The sequence below is a fragment of the Streptococcus infantis genome (assembly GCF_047460685.1).
Lineage (GTDB): Bacteria > Bacillota > Bacilli > Lactobacillales > Streptococcaceae > Streptococcus > Streptococcus infantis_AD.
This window is the reverse complement of the sequence record NZ_JASHFS010000003.1, coordinates 24,915-44,760: the sequence shown is the minus strand read 5'-3', so window position 1 is coordinate 44,760 and position 19,846 is coordinate 24,915. Positions and strand designations below refer to the sequence as shown.

Genomic DNA, 19,846 nt, shown 5'->3' with positions numbered 1-19,846 from the left:
ACTTCAACTCGCTTATCCAATCTCTGCGATGACTTCAATTTCGACTTTTACATCGCGAGGAAGACGAGCTACTTCTACAGCTGAACGAGCTGGAAATTCCTTGTTAAAGGCTGTTTGGTATACCTCATTGAAAGGTACAAAGTCGTTCATATCACTCAAAAAGCAAGTTGTTTTAACAACATGGTCAAAATCTGTACCTGCTTCTGCTAAAATAGCTCCAATATTTTTCAAGACTTGTTCAGTCTGTTCTTGGATCGTTTCTCCTACGATTTCTCCAGTTTCAGGAGATAATGGAACTTGACCGCTAGCAAACAACAGATTGCCAACGATTTTTCCTTGAACGTAAGGTCCGATTGCCTTTGGAGCTTTATCTGTATGAATTGTTTTTGCCATTTGTATTCCTCACAATTTTTCTAAAATAGCATCCCAAGCTTGGTCCATTCCTGCTTTTGTCACTGAAGAAAAGAGGATAAAATCATCACTTGGATCAAAGTTTAATTTCTTTTTAATAGCTGATTCGTGCTTGTTCCATTTCCCACGCGGAATCTTGTCTGCCTTGGTCGCCACAATGATGACAGGAATTTCGTAATATTTAAGGAATTCGTACATCTGCACATCATCAGCCGTCGGATCATGGCGAAGGTCAACGAGACTGACAACCGCTCGAAGATTTTCTCGAGTAGTTAAATATTCCTCAATCATGCGTCCCCATTTTTCGCGTTCCTTTTTGGAAACACGGGCATAACCATAGCCAGGCACATCCACAAAACGCATCTTGTCATCAATATTAAAGAAATTGAGTAGTTGTGTTTTTCCTGGTTTCCCAGAAGTACGAGCTAGATTCTTACGATTGAGCATGGTGTTGATGAAGCTTGATTTCCCAACATTTGAGCGTCCTGCAAGAGCAATTTCAGGAAGTTCATCCTGCGGATAGTGGGACTTATTGGCAGCACTCAGTAAAATCTCAGCATTGTGTGTATTGATTTCCATAGTCACCTCTAGGCTGTCTCTAGAATTGGCTTAGCCGTTCCGTCAACCGCTTCTTTTGTGATACGAACTGTTTTCACATTTTCTTGACTTGGAACTTCAAACATAACGTCTAGCATGGTTTCTTCGATGATTGAACGAAGTCCACGCGCACCAGTTTTACGTTCGATGGCTTTATTTGCAATTTCCTGGAGAGCTTCGTCGTCAAATTCAAGTTCTACATCATCATAAGAAAGCAAGGTCTGGTATTGTTTGACCAAGGCATTTCTTGGCTCCTTCAAGATGCGAACCAAATCATCCACAGTCAACTGCTCCAAGGCTGCAAAGACAGGCAAGCGTCCAATCAACTCAGGAATAATTCCGAATTTTTGAATATCTTCTGCGATGATTTCTTGCATGTAAGAGCTGTTTTCGTCAATAGCCTTGTTATTTTGTCCAAAACCGATGACTTTTTCTCCCAAACGCTGTTTGACGATTTCTTCGATGCCATCGAAGGCTCCACCCACGATAAAGAGGATATTCTTAGTGTCCACTTGAATCATTTCTTGTTGTGGATGTTTACGTCCACCTTGAGGTGGTACGCTGGCTACAGTTCCCTCGATAATCTTGAGGAGAGCTTGTTGCACACCTTCACCAGATACATCACGTGTGATAGAAACGTTCTCACTCTTCTTAGCAATCTTGTCGATTTCGTCTACGTAGATAATTCCACGCTCTGCACGCTCGATATTGAAGTCAGCTGCTTGCAAGAGTTTGAGGAGAATATTTTCCACGTCCTCACCTACATAACCAGCCTCAGTAAGAGCTGTTGCATCTGCAATGGCAAAAGGTACATTCAAACTTCTAGCAAGTGTTTGAGCAAGGAAAGTCTTCCCTGAACCAGTTGGGCCAATCATCAAAATGTTTGATTTTTGCAAATCCACATCTTCTGACTCTTCACGAGTGTCATGGAAATTGATGCGTTTGTAGTGGTTATACACAGCTACTGCCAAGGCACGTTTGGCACGATCTTGACCAATCACATAGTGGTTCAAGATGTTTAAGAGTTCGATTGGTTTTGGCACTTCAGACAAGTCTGCTAGGACTTCCTCTGCCAATTCCTCACGAATGATTTCCTGGGCCAACTCCACACATTCATTACAGATAAAGGCGTTGTTCCCAGCGATTATTTTTTTAACTTCTTCTTGGCTTTTGCCACAAAATGAGCAATAAACCATCATATCATTTTTCCTATTTGTAGGCATGATTCCCTTCCGTTCTAAATGATTTTTCTATCTAAAATAAGGTCATATAAAAAGCATGAATGCTATTCACCAAGTTTGTAAAGGCATTAAGCCAGAGTAGAGTAGCAAGTCCAAAGCGCTTTTTACGAAAAGCCTGTGCTCCAGCAAGCAAACAGACCAAACACAACAAAGCTGTGAAAAAACCAAATATACTACGTTCCATTAGACTTCCTTTCTCTTTCTATATTCGATGGTAAAATCATAGGCATTTTTCTCATCTTTGCTATAAGATTTGCTTGCAAGAGTCTCAAAAACAGTCAAGTCAAAATCTTCCGGGAAATAAGTATCCCCTTCAACTTGAGTGTGGATTTGTGTCACAATAATCTCATCGAGATATGGTTCAAAAAGCTGAAAAATCTGCTTGCCTCCAATAATATAGAGATTTTTATCCTGGTTCTGATACCAGTCTAAAACGTCCTCAACATTTTGGAAAACCAGAGCACCCTCAATTGACTCTTCAGGATTGCGCGTCAAAATCAGAGTCTCACGTCCTGGAAGCAAACGTCGTCCCATCCCATCAAAGGTGACACGTCCCATCAAGATGGCATGATTCAAGGTTGTTTCTTTAAAATGTTTTAACTCTGCTGGCAAATGCCATGGTAAGTGATCCTCTTTTCCGATTACACCCTTTTCATCTTGTGCCCAGATGGCTACGATTTTCTTTATCATGCTTTCATCCTTTTTATTGATAGTTCTATTTTATCAAAAATCTTGAAAAAAGACTGTTTTGGAACGCCCTACGAAATAGAAAAAATCCGTAGAAAACTTCTACGGATTTTTGACAAAATAGAGTATCTTACAAACCAGGTACTTGTCCTAATTCTGCTGCAAGCATCCAGACAGTTTTTTCAAGGTCTGCCTTAGCACCAACAAAGATATCATTGGTTACATCATCACCTTCTTCATCTGTTACATCCAATGCTTTTTGGAAGAGTGTGATGAGGTAACGATAAATAGATAGAACACGCTCTAAACTTTCTTCTACGTTACGGAATTCTCCAACTTCTTCTTCGATTTCACTGTGTTGAAGGAATTCTGTCAAAGTAGAGTAAGGTTTGCCACCAAGAGTGATCAAGCGTTCGCTGATTTCATCAAGGTAACCATCAAGGCTATCCATATATTCATCCATCTTAGGATGCCATACCATAAAACCACGTCCACGCATGTACCAGTGTACTTGATGAAGAGCGATATGCGCTACATACAAGTCTGCTACGGCTTGATTCAAGACTTCTTTCGTTTTTACTAGCGTTTCAGGAGCTGTCTTAGATAATGTTGTTACGTCTTTTAATGCATCTTTTTTCAATTCTACCATTTTTCTCACCTCATAATATTATTTTTGCAACCATATTTATTGATTACTATCTCAGTATACTACTCCAAGTAGACAAAAGCAAGGAAATTAACTCATATTAAAAAAGTTGTAATTGACTGATAATTTAAGAAAATGAGTGGCTATTTATCCTAGCTATTTTCTCTGTTTTTACTAGAAAATTGACTTTGATAAAGATCATAATAGAAACCTTTTGCAGCTAGGAGACTTTCATGATTTCCTTGTTCAATAATCTGTCCATCTTTCAGCACCAAAATCTTATCAGCTTCCTGAATAGTCGAAAGTCGATGGGCAATGACAAAGCTTGTTCTCCCCTTCATCAAACGTTTCATGGCCTTTTGAATCAAGAGCTCTAGACGAGTATCGACTGATGAGGTCGCTTCATCAAGGATTAGAATTTTTGGATCCGCTAAGAGGGCACGCGCGATGGTTAAAAGCTGTTTCTGACCAAGAGAGATATTGCTAGACTCCTGATTCATTTCCATATTATAACCACCTGGAAGAGTGCGGATAAAGTGGTCAACATTGGCCGCCTTGGCAGCTTCAACGATTTCTTCATCTGTTGCCTCAAGATTTCCAAAGCGAAGATTTTCCTTGATACTGCCTTCATAGAGCCAGGCATCCTGTAGGACCATCCCAAACTGTCGACGATAGTCCTGACGAGACAGGTCACGAATATCTTGGCCATCCACTAAAATGGCACCAGCTGTCACATCGTAAAAACGCATGAGAAGGTTAATCAAGGTTGTTTTCCCTGCTCCAGTAGGTCCAACGATAGCTACCATCTCTCCAGGTTCAACATCTAGGTTGAAATTGCGAATCAATGGTTTGTTTTCCACATATTGGAAATCGACGTTTTTGAAACTAACTTGACCTGTCAATGGTGCCAAGTCTTTTACTTCCTCACTTTGAACTTCTTCCTGTTCATCCAAAACTTCAAAGACACGATCAAGCGAAGACTTAGCACTTTGCATTTGTCCTGCTAACTGAGTGATATTTTGGATCGGCTGGCTAACTTGCCACACATACTGAACGAAAGCTTGCATATTACCAATCGTCAAGCGCCCTGCAATAACCTGCAATCCACCTAAGACTGCAACAATCAGGTAGGTTAAATCAGACACGATATGAAGGGCAGGCATCATCAATCCTGAAATAAAGCTCGCCTTAAATCCGACTTGTTGCAATTCATCCGTAATCTTTTCAAATCTCTCTTGAGAGTTTTCTTCGCGTCCGAAAAGTTTTAAAACATTGAAACCTGTTAAGTTTTCCTGTACAAATCCATTCATACGTCCCAATATAGCTGCCTGCTGTTTAAAGTACGGCTGCGAACGATTTAGAATCGTTTTAGCACCAAAATAAGTAATCGGAATCGACAAGATAACAATGATAGCCAACTGAAGATTTAGATAGAGGACCATTCCCATAACAAAAATAATGGTAAAGACTGCATTAACAATCTGTAAGAATGATTGTTGGAGTGCATTAGATACGGTCTCTACATCACTAGTAAAACGTCCCAGCAAATCCCCAAATTGGTGCTTGTCAAAGTAAGACACAGGGATGCGGTTGATTTTTTCGCTCATTTCATTTCGCAAATCCTGTATCATGGACTGTACCGCATTGGTCATGAAGTAGTTTGAGTAATAAGACCCCAACTCATAAAAAAGACCACGCAAGAGATAGATCACCAGAATCACTGCGATATAGCTGGTATTAATCCCTGCTCCTGCAACACCATTTGCCATGGCAAGAAGATTGCTGGTTAACTCAGTGATAGCAAGTCCCAATACGAAAGGCTCGATAACACTCATAATGACGCTGACTATTTTCAAGAAGACAGCAAAGAAAACAGAGAAACGGTAGGCTTTTAAATAGCTCCATAGACGAGCTAGACTAGATTGTTGTTTCATCCTTTACCTCCTATTCTTCTGTCAGAGACGCATTTTTCAACTGCGACTCAGCAATTTCTCGATAGATGTCATTGGTTTCCATCAATTCTTCATGACGGCCACGAGCAACAATTTCCCCCTTATCAAGGACGATAATCTGATCAGCGTCCATAATGGTCCCAACCCGCTGGGCAACAATTAAGACCGTTGCATCTTGAGTCACTTCCTTGAGACGACGACGCAAGATAGCATCTGTACGGTAGTCCAAGGCTGAGAAGGAATCATCAAAGATATAGATATCTGGACCCTTGATGACTGCGCGGGCAATCGACAAGCGTTGCTTTTGACCACCTGATAGATTGCTTCCCCCTTCAGCCAGATGAGTTGCAAAACCTTCTTCTCGACTTTCGATAAAGTCTTTGGCTTGGGCTACATCAGCTGCTTGGTGCAAGTCCTCATGACTGGCGTCCTCTTTTCCGTAACGGAGATTATCTGCGATAGTCCCTGTAAAGAGCAAGGCTTTTTGTGGAATAAATCCAATTTTCTGGCGGAGTGATTTGAGACGGTAATCCCGGACATCAACACCATCGACCTTAATTTTCCCTAGCGTAACATCGTAGAAACGAGGAATCAATTGAACTAGAGTAGACTTACCTGAACCAGTTGAGCCGATAAAAGCAATGGTTTCTCCCGGTTTAGCAGTAAAGGAAATGTTATGCAAAACAGAGCTTTCTGTTTCCCCAGGATAGGCAAAGGTTACATTATCAAATTCTAGATAACCATGGGTTTCTGTTTCTTGAATTCCGTCCTCATTTGGATCAATGGAAATCGGCATATCCATGATTTCCTTCAAGCGTTCACTAGATACAGCCGTTCTAGGGTACATGGTAAAGAGGTTTGACAAGAAAAGGAAGGACAAGAGAGCGTGGAAACTATACTCGATAAAGGCTACCAAATCCCCAATCCGCAAACTTCCTTGCTTGAGAGGATCTAAAGCAAACCAAACGATAGCTACTATCATGGCAATAATGATTTGCACAAACAGTGGCTCTGTCAAACCAGTCAATTTGAACAAGCGATTCGAATTATCTGCATAGATTGCATTTTTCTCTTCGAAACGTTTTTCTTGGAAATCTTCACGAGCAAAGGCACGAATCACTCGTAGCCCCATCAAATTTTCACGGACATACTGGTTAATCTTATCCAAAGTTTTCTGTTGTTTTTCAGATAAGGGGCGCGTTTTCACCGCCACATAAAGGACTACTACAGCTAGGAAAGGAACGGAAAAAGCGACAATCCAAGCTAGTGAAGGGCTGGTCAAGAAAATCATAAGAATACTCGACAGCATCATCATGGGAGTGATAACACCCAACTTAAGCGTCTGCTCTGCAAACTGCATGAGAACAAAGGCATCACTAGTAATACGAGTCACCAATGAAGAAACACCAATTTGTTCATATTCGTGATGAGAATACTCTTGTAATTTAGCATAAACATCATTTCGCATGTCCTTAACCATATTGGTGGTCAGTTTACTCGCAGCATAAGACAGAACTATCCTTCCAAATGTGCCCAAGACGATAATAACCAACATGACCATGGCCCAAAAATAGAGTTTTTCTTCATTACCTTGATTAATCCCCTGGTCAATCATGCGAGCAAGAACAGTCGGTAGCCCAAGATTGACAATAACAAAGAAAATAGCTCCGAAGAAGTCTAACACTAACCACTTGGGATAACGTTTGAGATAAGACCAAATATAAAGCATAATTCTCCTTTCTTTTTCATTCAAAATGCAGAAAAGAGCGTGCTTACGCACGCCTTTTTACTAAAAAGAAGACAGGCAGTCTTAACCTCGAGGGAGGGAACTGTCTGTCTCAGATATTTGAAGCTTATTTTACAAAGTCAAGCAAAGCCAAGAAGCTTTCTGCTTCAAGTGACGCACCACCTACAAGGGCACCGTCAACGTCTGGGCAAGCCATGTATGAAGCAACGTTTTCAGGTTTAACAGAACCACCGTATTGAACACGAACTTTGTCTGCAACTTCTTGACCAAAGTCAGCAGCTACAACGTCACGAACAACTTTACACATTTTTTGTGCGTCGTCTTGTGAAGCTGATTTACCAGTACCGATAGCCCAGATTGGCTCGTAAGCGATAACTGATGCAGCAACTTGTTCAGCAGTCAATCCAGCCAAAGCAGCAGATACTTGAGCACCTACGAATTCAGCAGCTTTACCAGCTTCGTAAGTTTCAAGTGACTCACCACAACAGATAATTGGAAGCATACCGTTTGCAAAGATTGCTTTTGCTTTTTTGTTGATATCTTCGTCAGTTTCATGGAAGTAGTCACGACGTTCTGAGTGACCGATAACAACGTAGTCAGTACCGATTTCTTTCAAAACTTGTGGGCTAGTTTCACCAGTGAAAGCACCTGCATTTTCAAAGTAGCAGTTTTGAGCAGCAACTTTAAGGTTTGAACCTTTAGCAGCAGCAAGAACAGCTGTCAAATCAAGAGCTGGAGCAGCGATACCTGCTTCAACAAGATCTGATGAAGGAAGTTTTGATGCAACTGCTTCAACAAATGCTTTAGCTTCTTCTGGATTTTTGTTCATTTTCCAGTTACCAGCGATAAATGGTTTACGTGACATTTCACATACCTCTTTTTTCATTTTATTTTCTATTATTTTATCATATTTATAGATAGCTTGCAAATCTTACTCTGTAACTAGAAGCCTTATTTTCAAAAACTTTCCAGTTGCCATTTTTATTTAAAAGCTGGCTTGCGCCTCGTTAATTTGACCACTGCTTCTGTTCTAGCCGTGTGTGGAAACATGTCAACGGACTGGATATAATGCAGGTCATAAACCTCTAGCAATCGGACTAAATCACGCGCCAAGGTAGACACATTGCAGGAAACATAGACCATCTTTTCAGGAGCGTATTTGACAATGGTATCCAAGAGCTTATCATCTAAACCAGTACGCGGCGGATCCACAATCAAAGCATCTGCACGATAGCCTTCCTTGTACCAACGAGGAATAATTTCTTCTGCAGTTCCTGCTTCATAGTGAGTATTGGTATAACCCATACGCTTAGCATTTTCTTTGGCATCCTCAATAGCTTCTGGGATAATATCCATCCCTCTCAAACTTTTGACTTTTTTCGCAAAGGCAAAACCAATGGTCCCAACACCACAATAAGCATCAATCAGATGGTCGTCCTCAGTCACGTCCAAGGCCTTAACCGCTTCATTGTAGAGAATTTCTGTCTGTTCAGGATTAAGCTGGTAAAAAGCTCGAGGCGAAAGAGAAAATTCATAGTCTAATACACCCTCGCCTATACTATCCTGCCCCCAAATAATCTCTGTCTTATCCCCATAAATCTCACTAGTTTTAGCAGTATTGGTATTGACTGCGACAGTCACTACTTCAGGATAATCCTTGACTAAGTCTTTCACAAATTGAGTCAGATTCAATTGACGATTGGTCACAATGATAATCTGGACTTGCCCAGTTTTCCGTGCTCGACGAACCATGATAGTCCGAACTCCAAGAATTTTCCGTTCATCCGTAATCGGAATTTGATGGTAGGTCAAGAGTTCGGCAATGCGATTGGCAATCGCTTGTGTCTCCTTGTCTTGAACAAGACAGTCCTTTAACTCGACCAAATAATGGGAATTCTGAGCATACAAACCTGCCTTGACTTGACCTTTAAACTTTCGCGTTTGGAATTGCAGTTTAGCCCGATAATACTTGGGTTTCTGCATACCAATGGTTGGTCTGATTTCAAAATTTTCATAGCCAGCAGGTGCAAATTTCTTCAGAGCTTGATGGAGGAGATCCGTCTTGAATTCTAACTGCTTGTCATAATGAAGGTGCATGATCTGACAGCCACCACACTCATTATAAATAGTACAGTCTGGAACTACTCGAAACTTAGATTTTTTATTGACCTCAAGCAGTTTAGCCTCAACGTAGTTACGCTTAACCGAAGTCACCTGACAATAGATATCTTCTCCCTTGAGGGCTCCTGGAACAAAAACGAGGGTTTTCTGGAAAAAACCAATTCCTTCCCCGTTAATCCCCATACGCTTGATTTTTAATGGAATTTTTTGTTTGACTTTTAGATTCATAAGTCTATTATACCACGTAGTTTCTCAATGATTAAGAATATGTTACAATAAAACCATGAATACAAAGATATCTTTTTCCTCATTGGATTTTCCTGAGCAATTACGAACTTATATAGAGGGGGCAACACTTTCTGACAGCTCTTCTCATTCAGGAGCAAGAGTTCTATATCTTGACTCAGGTTACTACTTGAAAATAGATCGAAAGGGAAGTTTAGAGCGAGAAGCTAGCATTGCAAGTTGGTTTGAACAAGAGGGAATAGGAACACCAGTCATTCACTATCTATCTACAGATAAAGACTACCTCCTGACTAAAGAGGCTATTGGGCATGATGCACTCGCTTTTTTAGACAAACCAGAACAAATCTGCCGAACCATGGCAGAGGCTCTTAAAAAGCTTCACAGCTTAAACCCACAAAATTTTCCATCAGAAAATCATTTAAAAGCCTATAAAGAAAGAGCCTTTAAAAACTATGAAAAAGGGAAGTTCTATGCCAAGGCGCTCCTACCCCAATTCCAGATTAACAGTCGCGAAGAGGCCTTCCAACTCATCCAAGAACAAGGGCACCTTTTAGAAACAGATGCCTTTATTCACGGTGATGCCTGTCTACCAAACTTTATTCTAAAAGATGCTGACCACTTCTCTTGTTTTATTGATCTTGGTTTGGCTGATTTCAGTGACCGGCATATCGATCTCTTTTGGGCAGTTTGGTCCCTCAACTACAACTTAAAAGATCCCAAATATGCTGAACTATTTCTCGACTATTACGGGAGAGAGCTGATTGATAGCAACAAACTTCGACTCGTTGCTGCCTTCGAAGCATTTGGATAAGAGGTAAACCATGAAAATCACAAAACTTGAAAAGAAAAAAAGACTCTTTCTACTTGAGCTTGATAGCGACCAAACCTGCTACATTACAGAGGATACCATTGTTCGCTTTATGTTGACTAAAGGGAAAGAGATTTCAGCCGAAGAACTAACTGAGATTAAATCCTTTGCGCAATTTTCCTACAGTAAAAATCTAGCTCTTTACCACTTATCCCTCAAGGCCCGTACTGAAAAAGAAGTTAGAGATTATCTTGCCAAACATGAAATTGATGAGAAAATCATCCCCAAAGTTATCCAGTCTTTAAAAGATGATAATTGGATTAATGATCGCCAATATGCTTATGCCATCATCAATTCCAATCAGCTTTCAGGAGATAAGGGAAGCTATATGCTGATGCAGAAGATTTCTCAAAAAGGCGTTGCCAAATCTATTATCCAAGAAGTCTTACAAGAATTTGATATGACGGAAGTCGCAGAGCGCACAGCTGAAAAACTATTGAAAAAATACCAGGGGAAATTACCTGCCCGTGCTCTACAAGATAAGATTATCCAAAGCCTAACCAATAAAGGATTTTCCTACACAGGAGCCAAAACTGCCTTTGACCAATTGGATAGTCAGGTCGAAGAAGAAACCGTTCAGGAACTTATTTTTAAAGAGTTAGACAAGCAGTATCGGAAATATTCACGAAAGTATGAAGGATACGAACTGAAACAACGTTTGACCCAAGTTTTAGCTAGAAAAGGTTATGATTTTTCGGATATAGCCAGCGCTCTCAGAGAATATCTTTAATTTTTTCATGAAAAAACTAAGAACTTTAAACAAAAATGTGATACAATAGTAAACGATAAACTTATAAATTGTAGAAAGTTGGTTAGTTATGAAACTTCCAAAAGAAGGCGACTTTATTACAATTCAAAGTTATAAGCATGATGGGAGTCTCCACCGCACTTGGCGAGACACCATGGTACTAAAAACAACAGAGAACGCTATTATCGGCGTCAACGACCACACACTTGTTACCGAAAGTGACGGTCGTCGTTGGGTGACTCGAGAACCGGCTATTGTTTACTTTCACAAGAAATATTGGTTTAATATTATCGCTATGATTCGTGAAAATGGTATCTCCTACTACTGCAATATGGCAAGTCCTTACTATCTGGATGAAGAAGCTTTAAAATACATTGACTATGATTTGGATGTTAAAGTTTTTACAGATGGTGAAAAACGCCTCTTGGACGTTGAGGAGTATGAACGACACAAGCGAAAAATGAAGTATTCTTCTGATCTAGACTATATTCTGAAAGAGCATGTTAAGATTCTTGTTAATTGGATTAACAATGAGCGAGGTCCTTTCTCAGAAGCCTATGTCAACATTTGGTACAAACGCTACGTAGAACTAAAGAATCGGTAAAGTTGTCAGAGGTCAGGATTAAAATCCTGACCTCGTTTTTTGATTTTCAACGAGCCTTTAAGTGGCGACTAATTGAACTGTTTATCAGCCTTCTAAATTCCAAAAAGCTCCTTTGAGCAAAATTTCATTTTTCATCCACATGTTTTAAGATGCACTGATTTATTAAAGGATTGAGATTCTAGGACTAGGAATTTATAGATTAGTCCATCAATTTCTGGCTATCACTTTTCCCTAGTAAAAAACCTGCCTAATGTGGCAGGTTTTCGTCTAAATATCTAATTTTGTAACAGTGAACTTGATATGCGAATAGTCTTTTTCGATATCCTTATCTACCATAAAGGCGGTTGCATCCTTCTTGACCTGTACCAAGTCAATATTTTGGGCTTGAGCGGCATAGACACAGCCACAGTAGCATTGGCGATAAATGTCATACTCTTCACACATTTCTACAGAGCGTTTATAGCCTTGATTTTTCTTAAAGTCGCTCGGAAGATAATGAGTTGTGTAGATTTTCTGCACATCAATCCCGATACTATTGATGGTTTGTGAATTTTTGTGAGGACTGATGGTTAGGGCTGAGCCAAAGTAATCAAAGCCCAAGTCCATGGCCACCTGTGCTGTCTTATCCAGACGATAGTCAAAACAAACCTTGCAACGATCGCCACCTTCAGGTTCTTCTTCCAAACCTCTGACTAGCTGACGGTATTCGTTGGGTTCATAGGGTGCTTCTAGATATTGAACCTTGTTGCCAGTTCGTTCATTAAAATCACTGACAAATTTTTTTGTCACATAGGCACGCTTATGATACTCAGCTTTAGGATGGATATTTGAATTAGCAAAATAAATGGTTACATCTGCATACTCGGTCAAATACTCTAAAGTATAGGTGCTACAAGGAGCACAACAGACGTGCATGAGAATGGTTGGTCTCTCTTCATTTCTTTCCCAAACTTGAAGCATCTTTTGCATGACACGGTCATAGTTGATCTTTTGATTGGGATTCATCTTACTTAGAATTTCTTCTACATCGATCATACTCTTCTCCTTTTCCTCTTGCTATTGTACCACAGGATGATCCTTTGGGCAAATAGGTTTTCGTGCTTTACTCAGTTTTTAAGTCCTTCTCTAATAGCTTGCCCATCCTTGTCAGACTGATTATTAGGATAGGACAGGTTAAAAGCAAGATAAGACCTAGAACTAAAAAGACAGCTATAAGACCCCAACGATCGATTAACCAACCTGTCAACGGGAAAATGACAATCATAGAAAGACTAAAAAGCATGGAATTGATACTAAGCATAGTTGCTCTTACACTGGACGGTAAATAGCCTTGTAAGTCATTGAAATAGATCGGCTGATAAACTGCATAAAGTGTATCGGTCAAAAGATATACGAGAAGAAAAGCAAAGGGAGTTCCAGAAAACACCAATAGTAAGGCCAAGCCCGTTAGTGCAACAAGAGTCGGAAAAACTCGATTGCTATTCCATTTTTTACCAATTTGACTAGCTATATAAACCGCTATAAGATTTAAGCCACTACCAATCAGCATGACCAGCGAAACCTGCCACCCTGCTAAGTCACTTATTTTCTGCTGATAATAAAAGTAAAACATGCACATGAGTGTCCCGACTAGCTGATAAGTCATCATCCAGTAAAAGAGTACTGGTTTTTCATGCCATTCTTTTCGTACTTGCAGGACAATCGCTTTAAAGGTTAAGCCTTGATTTTTCTCTCTCTTAGCCATTGGTTCTTTCATAAAATAAATCAAGATTATAGAAAGAAATGAAAATCCAATAGCAATCAGATAGGTCCAAGCCAATGCTCCGTGAATAAAGAAGCCTGCCACAACTGTACCTAAGGTTCGGGTGACTTCGGCCACACCAGACAAAAAACTAGAAATCTGAAGATATCGGTCCTTTTGACCCGCTTCTACCGCAGAATCATATAAGAAAGCGGTACTGGTCCCCGAATCAAAATTATAGGACCAAGCGTTGACCATCATAGCAAAAGCATAAATCCAAAAATTCCCCTGACCAAACAAAATCAAGATAGAGGACACAATACTAGCCAAGCGAGCCAAATAGAGATTGGTCTTGTAGCTAAATCGATCGGCCAACATACCAGATGGGATTTCACACAAGAGACTTGTACCGTGAAAGATACTTTCTAATAGACCAATTTGAAGTAAGGAAAGACCATTTTGAATGAAAAATAAAATCCAAAAACTGGTAATTCCAAAATAAGAAGTGAATTCCAGACCTGCTAGGAGTGGAATATTGCCTTTGTAAGTTCTTTTAAACATTGTTTTCTCTCTTTCAATATATAATATGAGTTTTTCTAAAAGACTTACTTAGAGTTGCCTACATTTTCTCCACCTCTTTCGTTTAAAGTAATACTCAATGAAAATCAAAGAGCAAACTAGGAAGCTAGCCGCAGGCTGCTCAAAACACTGTTTTGAGGTTGTGGATAGAACTGACGAAGTCAGTAACATATATACGGCAAAGTGAAGCTGACGTAGTTTGAAGAGATTTTCGAAGAGTATAAAAACGCCAATTAGCGTTTTTATAGTTATTAAGGTTTGATACGGTGCAACATACGTGGGAATGGAATGGCTTCACGGATGTGTTTTGTACCAGCTGCGAAGGTTACCATACGTTCGATACCGATACCAAATCCACCGTGTGGGACTGTACCGTATTTACGAAGGTCAAGGTAAAATTCATACTCTGTACGATCCATACCAAGAGATTCCATCTTCGCTACAAGGGCATCGTAATCTTCCTCACGCATTGAACCACCGATGATTTCTCCGTAACCTTCTGGTGCGAGCAAGTCTGCACAAAGAACGCGGTCTGGGTTACCAGGAACTGGTTTCATGTAGAAGGCCTTGATGTCTGCTGGGTAGTTAATCACGAAGGTTGGTACACCAAAGTGGTTTGAAATCCAAGTTTCATGTGGCGAACCGAAGTCATCACCATGTTCAAGATGCTCGTAGTCAGCATCTTCATCATTTTCATGCTCTTGCAAGAGGTCAATGGCTTGATCGTAAGTGATGCGTTTGAATGGCTCTGCAATATAGCGTTTCAAGAGTTCTGTATCACGCTCCAATGTTTCCAAGGCTTGAGGCGCACGGTCAAGAACACCTTGAAGCAAAGCTTTAACATAAGCTTCTTGCAAGTCAAGTGACTCATCATGTGTCAAGTATGAATACTCTGCATCCATCATCCAGAATTCAGTCAAGTGACGGCGAGTCTTAGATTTCTCTGCACGGAATACTGGACCAAAGTCGAAGACACGACCAAGAGCCATAGCACCAGCTTCAAGGTAAAGTTGACCAGATTGACTCAAGTATGCTGGTGTTCCGAAGTAGTCTGTTTCAAAAAGTTCTGTAGAATCTTCTGCAGCATTTCCTGAAAGAATTGGGCTATCAAACTTCATGAAGCCATTTTTATCAAAGAACTCATAAGTTGCATAGATGATAGCATTACGGATTTGCATGACAGCTACTTGTTTGCGTGAACGAAGCCACAAGTGACGGTTGTCCATCAAGAAGTCTGTTCCATGTTCTTTTGGAGTGATTGGGTAATCTTGAGATTCACCGATCACTTCGATGTCTGTAATATCCAATTCGTAACCAAATTTAGAGCGCTCGTCTTCTTTAACAATCCCTGTCACGAAAACAGATGTTTCTTGGCTTAGGCGTTTGATGGTGTCAAATTTTTCAAGACCTACTTCTTCTCCAAATTTTTCGATAAAGTTTGGTTTAAAAGCTACACCTTGGAAAAAGGCTGTTCCATCACGCAATTGCAAGAAAGCAATTTTCCCTTTTCCTGATTTGTTGGCAACCCAAGCACCGATAGTGACTTCTTGACCAACGTAATCTTTTACTTCGATAATTGTTACACGTTTTGTCATCATTTATCTTCCTTTTTTCGTTTAACTTGTCCAAAGACATTATTACCCACTATTGTACCACAAATAATGGCTGATAGCTAGCTAGTTTGATAGAAATTCATAAGTTTTTAGCTACAAAAACCTCCGCCAAAAGGACGGAGGTTTAACTTCTTATTTTTCCATAAATTGGTGCAAACGACGAATGGCTTCTTTAAGAGTTTCCAAGTCTGTCGCATAGCTGAGACGGACATTTTCTGGTGCTCCAAATCCAGCACCTGTTATCAAGGCTAGCCCCACCTCTTCAAGGATGGCCGTTGTAAATGCTGTTACATCGGTATAACCTTTCATCTCCATCGCTTTTTTGACATTTGGAAAGAGATAGAAAGCTCCTTGTGGTTTGACAACCTCAAAGCCAGGAACTTCACACAAGAGTGGATAGATGGTATTCAAACGTTCTTCAAATGCTTGACGCATGACTTCCACAGAATCTTGCGGTCCAGTTAGCGCTTCAATCGTTGCATATTGAGATACCGCAGTCAGGTTTGAAGTCGTTTGACCAGTCAATTTGCTCATAGCAGCGATGATTGCTGGATCACCCACTGCATAACCTACACGCCAACCTGTCATGGCATAGGCCTTAGACACACCATTGATAACAATGGTTTGTTTGCGAATCGCTTCTGACAGACTTGAGATTGGGACGAACTCATTCCCATTATAGACCAAACGACCATAAATATCATCTGCTAGGATGAGAATGTCATGTTCAACAGCCCAATTTCCAATGGCCAAGAGTTCCTCACGAGAATAGATCATCCCAGTCGGATTAGATGGTGAGTTTAGTACCAAGACTTTGGTCTTATCTGTGCGAGCTGCTTCTAATTGCTCCACTGTTACTTTAAAGTGATTGTCTTCTTTGGCTTGGACAAAGACTGGAACACCACCAGCCATTTTAACTTGGTCACCATAGCTGACCCAGTAAGGGGTTGGAATGATAACCTCATCTCCAGGATTAACCACAGCCATAAAGAAAGTATAAAGTGAGAACTTAGCACCGGTAGCAAATGTGACTTCGTTGGCCGCTACGGAATAACCATAATAACGCTCAAAATAGGTATTGACTGCTGCTTTTAACTCAGGCAAACCTGAAGCTACCGTATAGAAAGAAGCACGTCCATCTCGAATGGCTGCAACAGCGGCATCTTGAATATTTTCAGGAGTATGAAAATCGGGCTGACCTAAAGTTAAGAAAAGAACATCTTTTCCTTCAGCTTTTAACTTCTTTGCTCTTGCATCACTAGCCAGAGTGACACTTTCTTCCATTTCTAAGACACGTTTAGATAATTTCATAGCTTCTCCTTTTCGATTAGGGCACCAGTTTCAAAATCTACTAGATAATAGTCTCCTCCAGACTTGATTTCCCAAACAGGCTTTTCAGCATAGCGTCCAAAGGTAACCGTATCAACTTCAGTTGCTCCTTTTTCTCTAACAACTGCTTCTGCTTTTTCTTGTGAAGTACCATTTTCTAGTTGATATACGTAAATATTGTTATTACTTTTCTCTATTAAAACAGCAACTGGTTTCTGATTCTTATCTTGACCAAGAACGCTATAATAGCTTTCTAAGCCATTAAAGAAATCAACCTGGCTGACCGTTTCTAGATTCGCATACTGCTTGGCAAGTTTTTCCCCTTCTACCTTTGCTGTCTGATAAGGCTTCATGCTAAGCCACACCAAATAGAGAAAGGAAGAAGTCACAACTAGAGCCAGCAGGGTCAAGCCAATGCTGTACTGAAATAATAAGGAATTTTTTTCTTTTTTCTGTCTCATTTTCACTCGTCTATTTTACCATCTATCCTAGTGAATTACAAGTGAATAAAGGGGAGGATTTAGCACGGAACTTCTCTTATGACAGGAGTATATGACGCTTGAATCATTGATTTCACAGACTTTTCATAATCTCTACTCCTAAAAATAATCTTGACTATCATCGATTTTTATTTTCTGAGCAGATTTCTTGCAAATAATTCCCTTTTGTTGTAACATTGTTTATAACAACAGAGATAACTCTGATTAAAATCTAAAGGAGACTCCCTATGTCTAAAAAAGTATTATTTATCGTTGGTTCACTTCGTGAAGGTTCTTTCAACCACCAAATGGCGCTAGAAGCTGAAAAAGCTCTTGCAGGTAAAGCTGAGGTTAGCTACCTTGACTACTCTACAATTCCTTTATTTAGTCAAGACCTTGAAGTTCCTACACTTCCAGCTGTTGCTGCTGCACGTGAGGCAGTTCTTGCTGCTGATGCTATCTGGATCTTCTCTCCAGTCTACAACTTCTCGATTCCTGGTACAGTGAAAAACTTGCTTGACTGGCTTTCACGCGCAATTGACTTGTCTGATACACGCGGAGCATCTGCTCTTCAAGATAAGATTGTAACAGTATCATCTGTAGCCAATGCTGGTCATGAACAACTCTTTGCAATCTACAAAGACCTCTTGCCATTCATCCGTACAAAAGTTGTTGGTGAATTCACTGCAGCTCGTGTCAATGATTCTGCTTGGGCAGATGGCAAATTAGTCCTTGAAGACAGTGTTGCTTCTTCCCTAAAACAACAAGCTGAAGACTTGGTTCAAGCTATTCAATAATTGAATTAAAAAAGAAAGATAGTAGAAAATGTTAGTTTCTACTATCTTTTTCTTAATCAACTAATTCATCAATCATACTATGTTTCAGTGGTAAACTACACATCACTAAAAGGAAAATAAAGGAAGATTGAATCCAAAAGAGAGCCAAATCAAAAATTCCGTGCACAGCTACTACTGTCAAGAAAGAGAGGTAAAGTCCAAGGATAGGACGCTTACTAGGTACTTGACTCATATCAATCAACATTCGTACTGGAGTGGAAGAAGCAATCCCCAAGAGAACGGTACCAACAACTCCATAACTCAAAATCGTATCTATATAAATACTATGAGCATGTTCATGATAAGGTGCTCCAATACGAGGAAAAGAGTGCATATAGGTTAGCGGTCCTTCACCCCAGAATGGATTTTGCTTAAACAAGGCCATCCCAGCATTCCAGATAGAAACACGCTCTTCCATAGATGAATCTAAGGTTCCCATTCGAACACCCAAATCACTTGAAAATAGAAAAGCTAAACCAACCCCAAAAACTCCAACACTAAGCCAAAAGGCACGCCAGTTCTTAATAGTTGTGAAGAGATAAATAATCGCTCCAAAGATGATGGCTGGAAAAGCTGTGCGATTCTGCGTAAAGTTTAAACCGAATAAATTAGCAAAGATGGCAATCATAGAAAAGATTCGTAACCACCTTAACTTCGTTGTACTAATCAGATAAAAACCAATCATGATACAGAAACAACAGATAATTCCATAGTAATTGGGATTAAAGAAGGCAACCTCCGCTCGATTTTGATGCCAAACCTGCATTCGTGGTGAGAGGAAGGTATAATCAAATTTCTTTACAATTTGGAAATGTTCCAAGGCTGCAAAGGCTGCTGCAAAGACACTTAAGGCTAATATTCCTTCAATCGTCAACCTGAAAAATTTAGGAGTCAACTGGGATTGATAGTAGTAAAAGAAGATGGCAAACAGAAACATGGCCACCGAAGAAACTACTCCCATCACATTTTGTGCCAGAAGAGAAATTGCAGTGCTATAAGCAATAAAAAAGAGCAAGACAGGGTGTTGAGACAAACGTTTCAAGATCCCCTTCATCTCCCCAGTATATACTAACCAAAGTAAGTAAGAGATAAAAATAATAACAAAAAGATAAAAAGGAAGAAAAATACTCAGAATAACTCCTAAAAGAAGTCCTTCTTGTTTCGATAAACTTTTTAACTTTTCAATGACACCTATTGATTTCACAACAGATCCTTTCCTTCTGAATATCACATTCAGATAAATAAGCTATTAAAACATTTTACCATTTTTCAAGCGATTTGAAAACCTCTTTGCCTCTATCATCCTAACTAAAACTGGGTAAAATTTTATAGTTAGCTAAGATTACTCTAAAAAACGCTATCCCTTTTTTAAAAATATGGTACAATAAATCTAATTATTCC

General features: G+C 39.9%; 20 protein-coding genes. 4 read left to right on the top strand and 16 right to left on the bottom strand.

The window, feature by feature from the left end; all coding sequences use genetic code 11:
- Positions 1 to 12 precede the first annotated feature (12 nt).
- The 10 genes from QM917_RS01835 to rlmD all read right to left on the bottom strand — a co-directional run bounded on the left by QM917_RS01835 (position 13) and on the right by rlmD (position 9,630).
- Entirely contained in the window at positions 13 to 393 is a 381-nt protein-coding gene (locus QM917_RS01835) for a RidA family protein (protein ID WP_001140424.1), read from the bottom strand.
- A gap of 9 nt (positions 394 to 402) precedes the next feature.
- Entirely contained in the window at positions 403 to 990 is a 588-nt protein-coding gene (gene yihA / locus QM917_RS01830) for a ribosome biogenesis GTP-binding protein YihA/YsxC (protein WP_006148034.1), read from the bottom strand.
- An 8-nt stretch (positions 991 to 998) separates the two neighbouring features.
- A complete protein-coding gene (gene clpX, locus QM917_RS01825; RefSeq protein ID WP_006145154.1) occupies positions 999 to 2,231 on the bottom strand; it encodes an ATP-dependent Clp protease ATP-binding subunit ClpX in 1,233 nt (410 codons plus the stop codon).
- Between the two features lie 31 nt (positions 2,232 to 2,262).
- Positions 2,263 to 2,433: a hypothetical protein gene (locus QM917_RS01820; RefSeq protein WP_315639470.1), complete on the bottom strand. Its 171-nt coding sequence runs from the start codon at positions 2,431 to 2,433 to the stop codon at positions 2,263 to 2,265.
- Positions 2,433 to 2,939: a dihydrofolate reductase gene (locus QM917_RS01815; RefSeq protein ID WP_315639472.1), complete on the bottom strand. Its 507-nt coding sequence runs from the start codon at positions 2,937 to 2,939 to the stop codon at positions 2,433 to 2,435. Before QM917_RS01815 ends, QM917_RS01820 begins: the two co-directional genes overlap by 1 nt.
- Before the next feature lie 127 nt (positions 2,940 to 3,066).
- Positions 3,067 to 3,585 carry a Dps family protein gene (locus QM917_RS01810; RefSeq protein ID WP_315639473.1) on the bottom strand — a complete coding sequence of 173 codons (519 nt, stop codon included), beginning with the start codon at positions 3,583 to 3,585 and terminating at the stop codon, positions 3,067 to 3,069.
- 149 nt (positions 3,586 to 3,734) lie between these two features.
- Positions 3,735 to 5,516: an ABC transporter ATP-binding protein gene (locus tag QM917_RS01805; protein WP_248035730.1), complete on the bottom strand. Its 1,782-nt coding sequence runs from the start codon at positions 5,514 to 5,516 to the stop codon at positions 3,735 to 3,737.
- 10 nt (positions 5,517 to 5,526) lie between these two features.
- A complete protein-coding gene (locus tag QM917_RS01800) occupies positions 5,527 to 7,263 on the bottom strand; it encodes an ABC transporter ATP-binding protein (RefSeq protein WP_414284538.1) in 1,737 nt (578 codons plus the stop codon).
- 124 nt (positions 7,264 to 7,387) lie between these two features.
- Complete coding sequence (gene tpiA, locus QM917_RS01795; protein WP_000087891.1) at positions 7,388 to 8,146, bottom strand: triose-phosphate isomerase; 759 nt, start codon at positions 8,144 to 8,146, stop codon at positions 7,388 to 7,390.
- Between the two features lie 116 nt (positions 8,147 to 8,262).
- The gene (gene rlmD / locus QM917_RS01790; protein WP_414284537.1) at positions 8,263 to 9,630 is read right to left on the bottom strand and encodes a 23S rRNA (uracil(1939)-C(5))-methyltransferase RlmD; all 1,368 of its coding nucleotides are present in this window, start codon (positions 9,628 to 9,630) and stop codon (positions 8,263 to 8,265) included.
- Positions 9,631 to 9,685: 55 nt separating this feature from the next.
- Here rlmD and QM917_RS01785 point away from each other — a divergent pair, with 55 nt between their 5' ends.
- From QM917_RS01785 to QM917_RS01775, 3 genes are all read left to right on the top strand, one after another.
- A complete protein-coding gene (locus QM917_RS01785) occupies positions 9,686 to 10,459 on the top strand; it encodes an aminoglycoside 3'-phosphotransferase (RefSeq protein WP_414284535.1) in 774 nt (257 codons plus the stop codon).
- Positions 10,460 to 10,469: 10 nt separating this feature from the next.
- On the top strand, positions 10,470 to 11,246 hold the full coding sequence (gene recX, locus QM917_RS01780) for a recombination regulator RecX (protein WP_414284534.1): 777 nt from the start codon (positions 10,470 to 10,472) through the stop codon (positions 11,244 to 11,246).
- Between the two features lie 88 nt (positions 11,247 to 11,334).
- Entirely contained in the window at positions 11,335 to 11,868 is a 534-nt protein-coding gene (locus QM917_RS01775) for a DUF402 domain-containing protein (RefSeq protein ID WP_414284533.1), read from the top strand.
- A gap of 267 nt (positions 11,869 to 12,135) precedes the next feature.
- Here QM917_RS01775 and QM917_RS01770 read toward each other — a convergent pair whose 3' ends face one another.
- The 5 genes from QM917_RS01770 to QM917_RS01750 all read right to left on the bottom strand — a co-directional run bounded on the left by QM917_RS01770 (position 12,136) and on the right by QM917_RS01750 (position 17,597).
- Positions 12,136 to 12,903: an epoxyqueuosine reductase QueH gene (locus QM917_RS01770; RefSeq protein WP_414284532.1), complete on the bottom strand. Its 768-nt coding sequence runs from the start codon at positions 12,901 to 12,903 to the stop codon at positions 12,136 to 12,138.
- Positions 12,904 to 12,970: 67 nt separating this feature from the next.
- Complete coding sequence (locus tag QM917_RS01765) at positions 12,971 to 14,170, bottom strand: MFS transporter (protein WP_414284531.1); 1,200 nt, start codon at positions 14,168 to 14,170, stop codon at positions 12,971 to 12,973.
- Between the two features lie 269 nt (positions 14,171 to 14,439).
- Entirely contained in the window at positions 14,440 to 15,783 is a 1,344-nt protein-coding gene (gene asnS, locus QM917_RS01760) for an asparagine--tRNA ligase (RefSeq protein WP_045763626.1), read from the bottom strand.
- Between the two features lie 150 nt (positions 15,784 to 15,933).
- Positions 15,934 to 17,112: a pyridoxal phosphate-dependent aminotransferase gene (locus tag QM917_RS01755; RefSeq protein WP_414284530.1), complete on the bottom strand. Its 1,179-nt coding sequence runs from the start codon at positions 17,110 to 17,112 to the stop codon at positions 15,934 to 15,936.
- Positions 17,109 to 17,597 (bottom strand): DUF5590 domain-containing protein, encoded by a 489-nt coding sequence (locus QM917_RS01750; protein ID WP_414284529.1) that lies wholly within the window; start codon positions 17,595 to 17,597, stop codon positions 17,109 to 17,111. Before QM917_RS01750 ends, QM917_RS01755 begins: the two co-directional genes overlap by 4 nt.
- 260 nt (positions 17,598 to 17,857) lie before the next feature.
- On the opposite strand from QM917_RS01750, the gene QM917_RS01745 reads away from it, so the two are divergent.
- Positions 17,858 to 18,406 (top strand): NADPH-dependent FMN reductase, encoded by a 549-nt coding sequence (locus QM917_RS01745; protein WP_414284528.1) that lies wholly within the window; start codon positions 17,858 to 17,860, stop codon positions 18,404 to 18,406.
- A gap of 52 nt (positions 18,407 to 18,458) precedes the next feature.
- Here the strand turns inward: QM917_RS01745 and QM917_RS01740 are convergent, their stop codons facing one another.
- Positions 18,459 to 19,649 carry an O-antigen ligase gene (locus QM917_RS01740; RefSeq protein WP_315639487.1) on the bottom strand — a complete coding sequence of 397 codons (1,191 nt, stop codon included), beginning with the start codon at positions 19,647 to 19,649 and terminating at the stop codon, positions 18,459 to 18,461.
- Between the last annotated feature and the right edge of the window lie 197 nt (positions 19,650 to 19,846).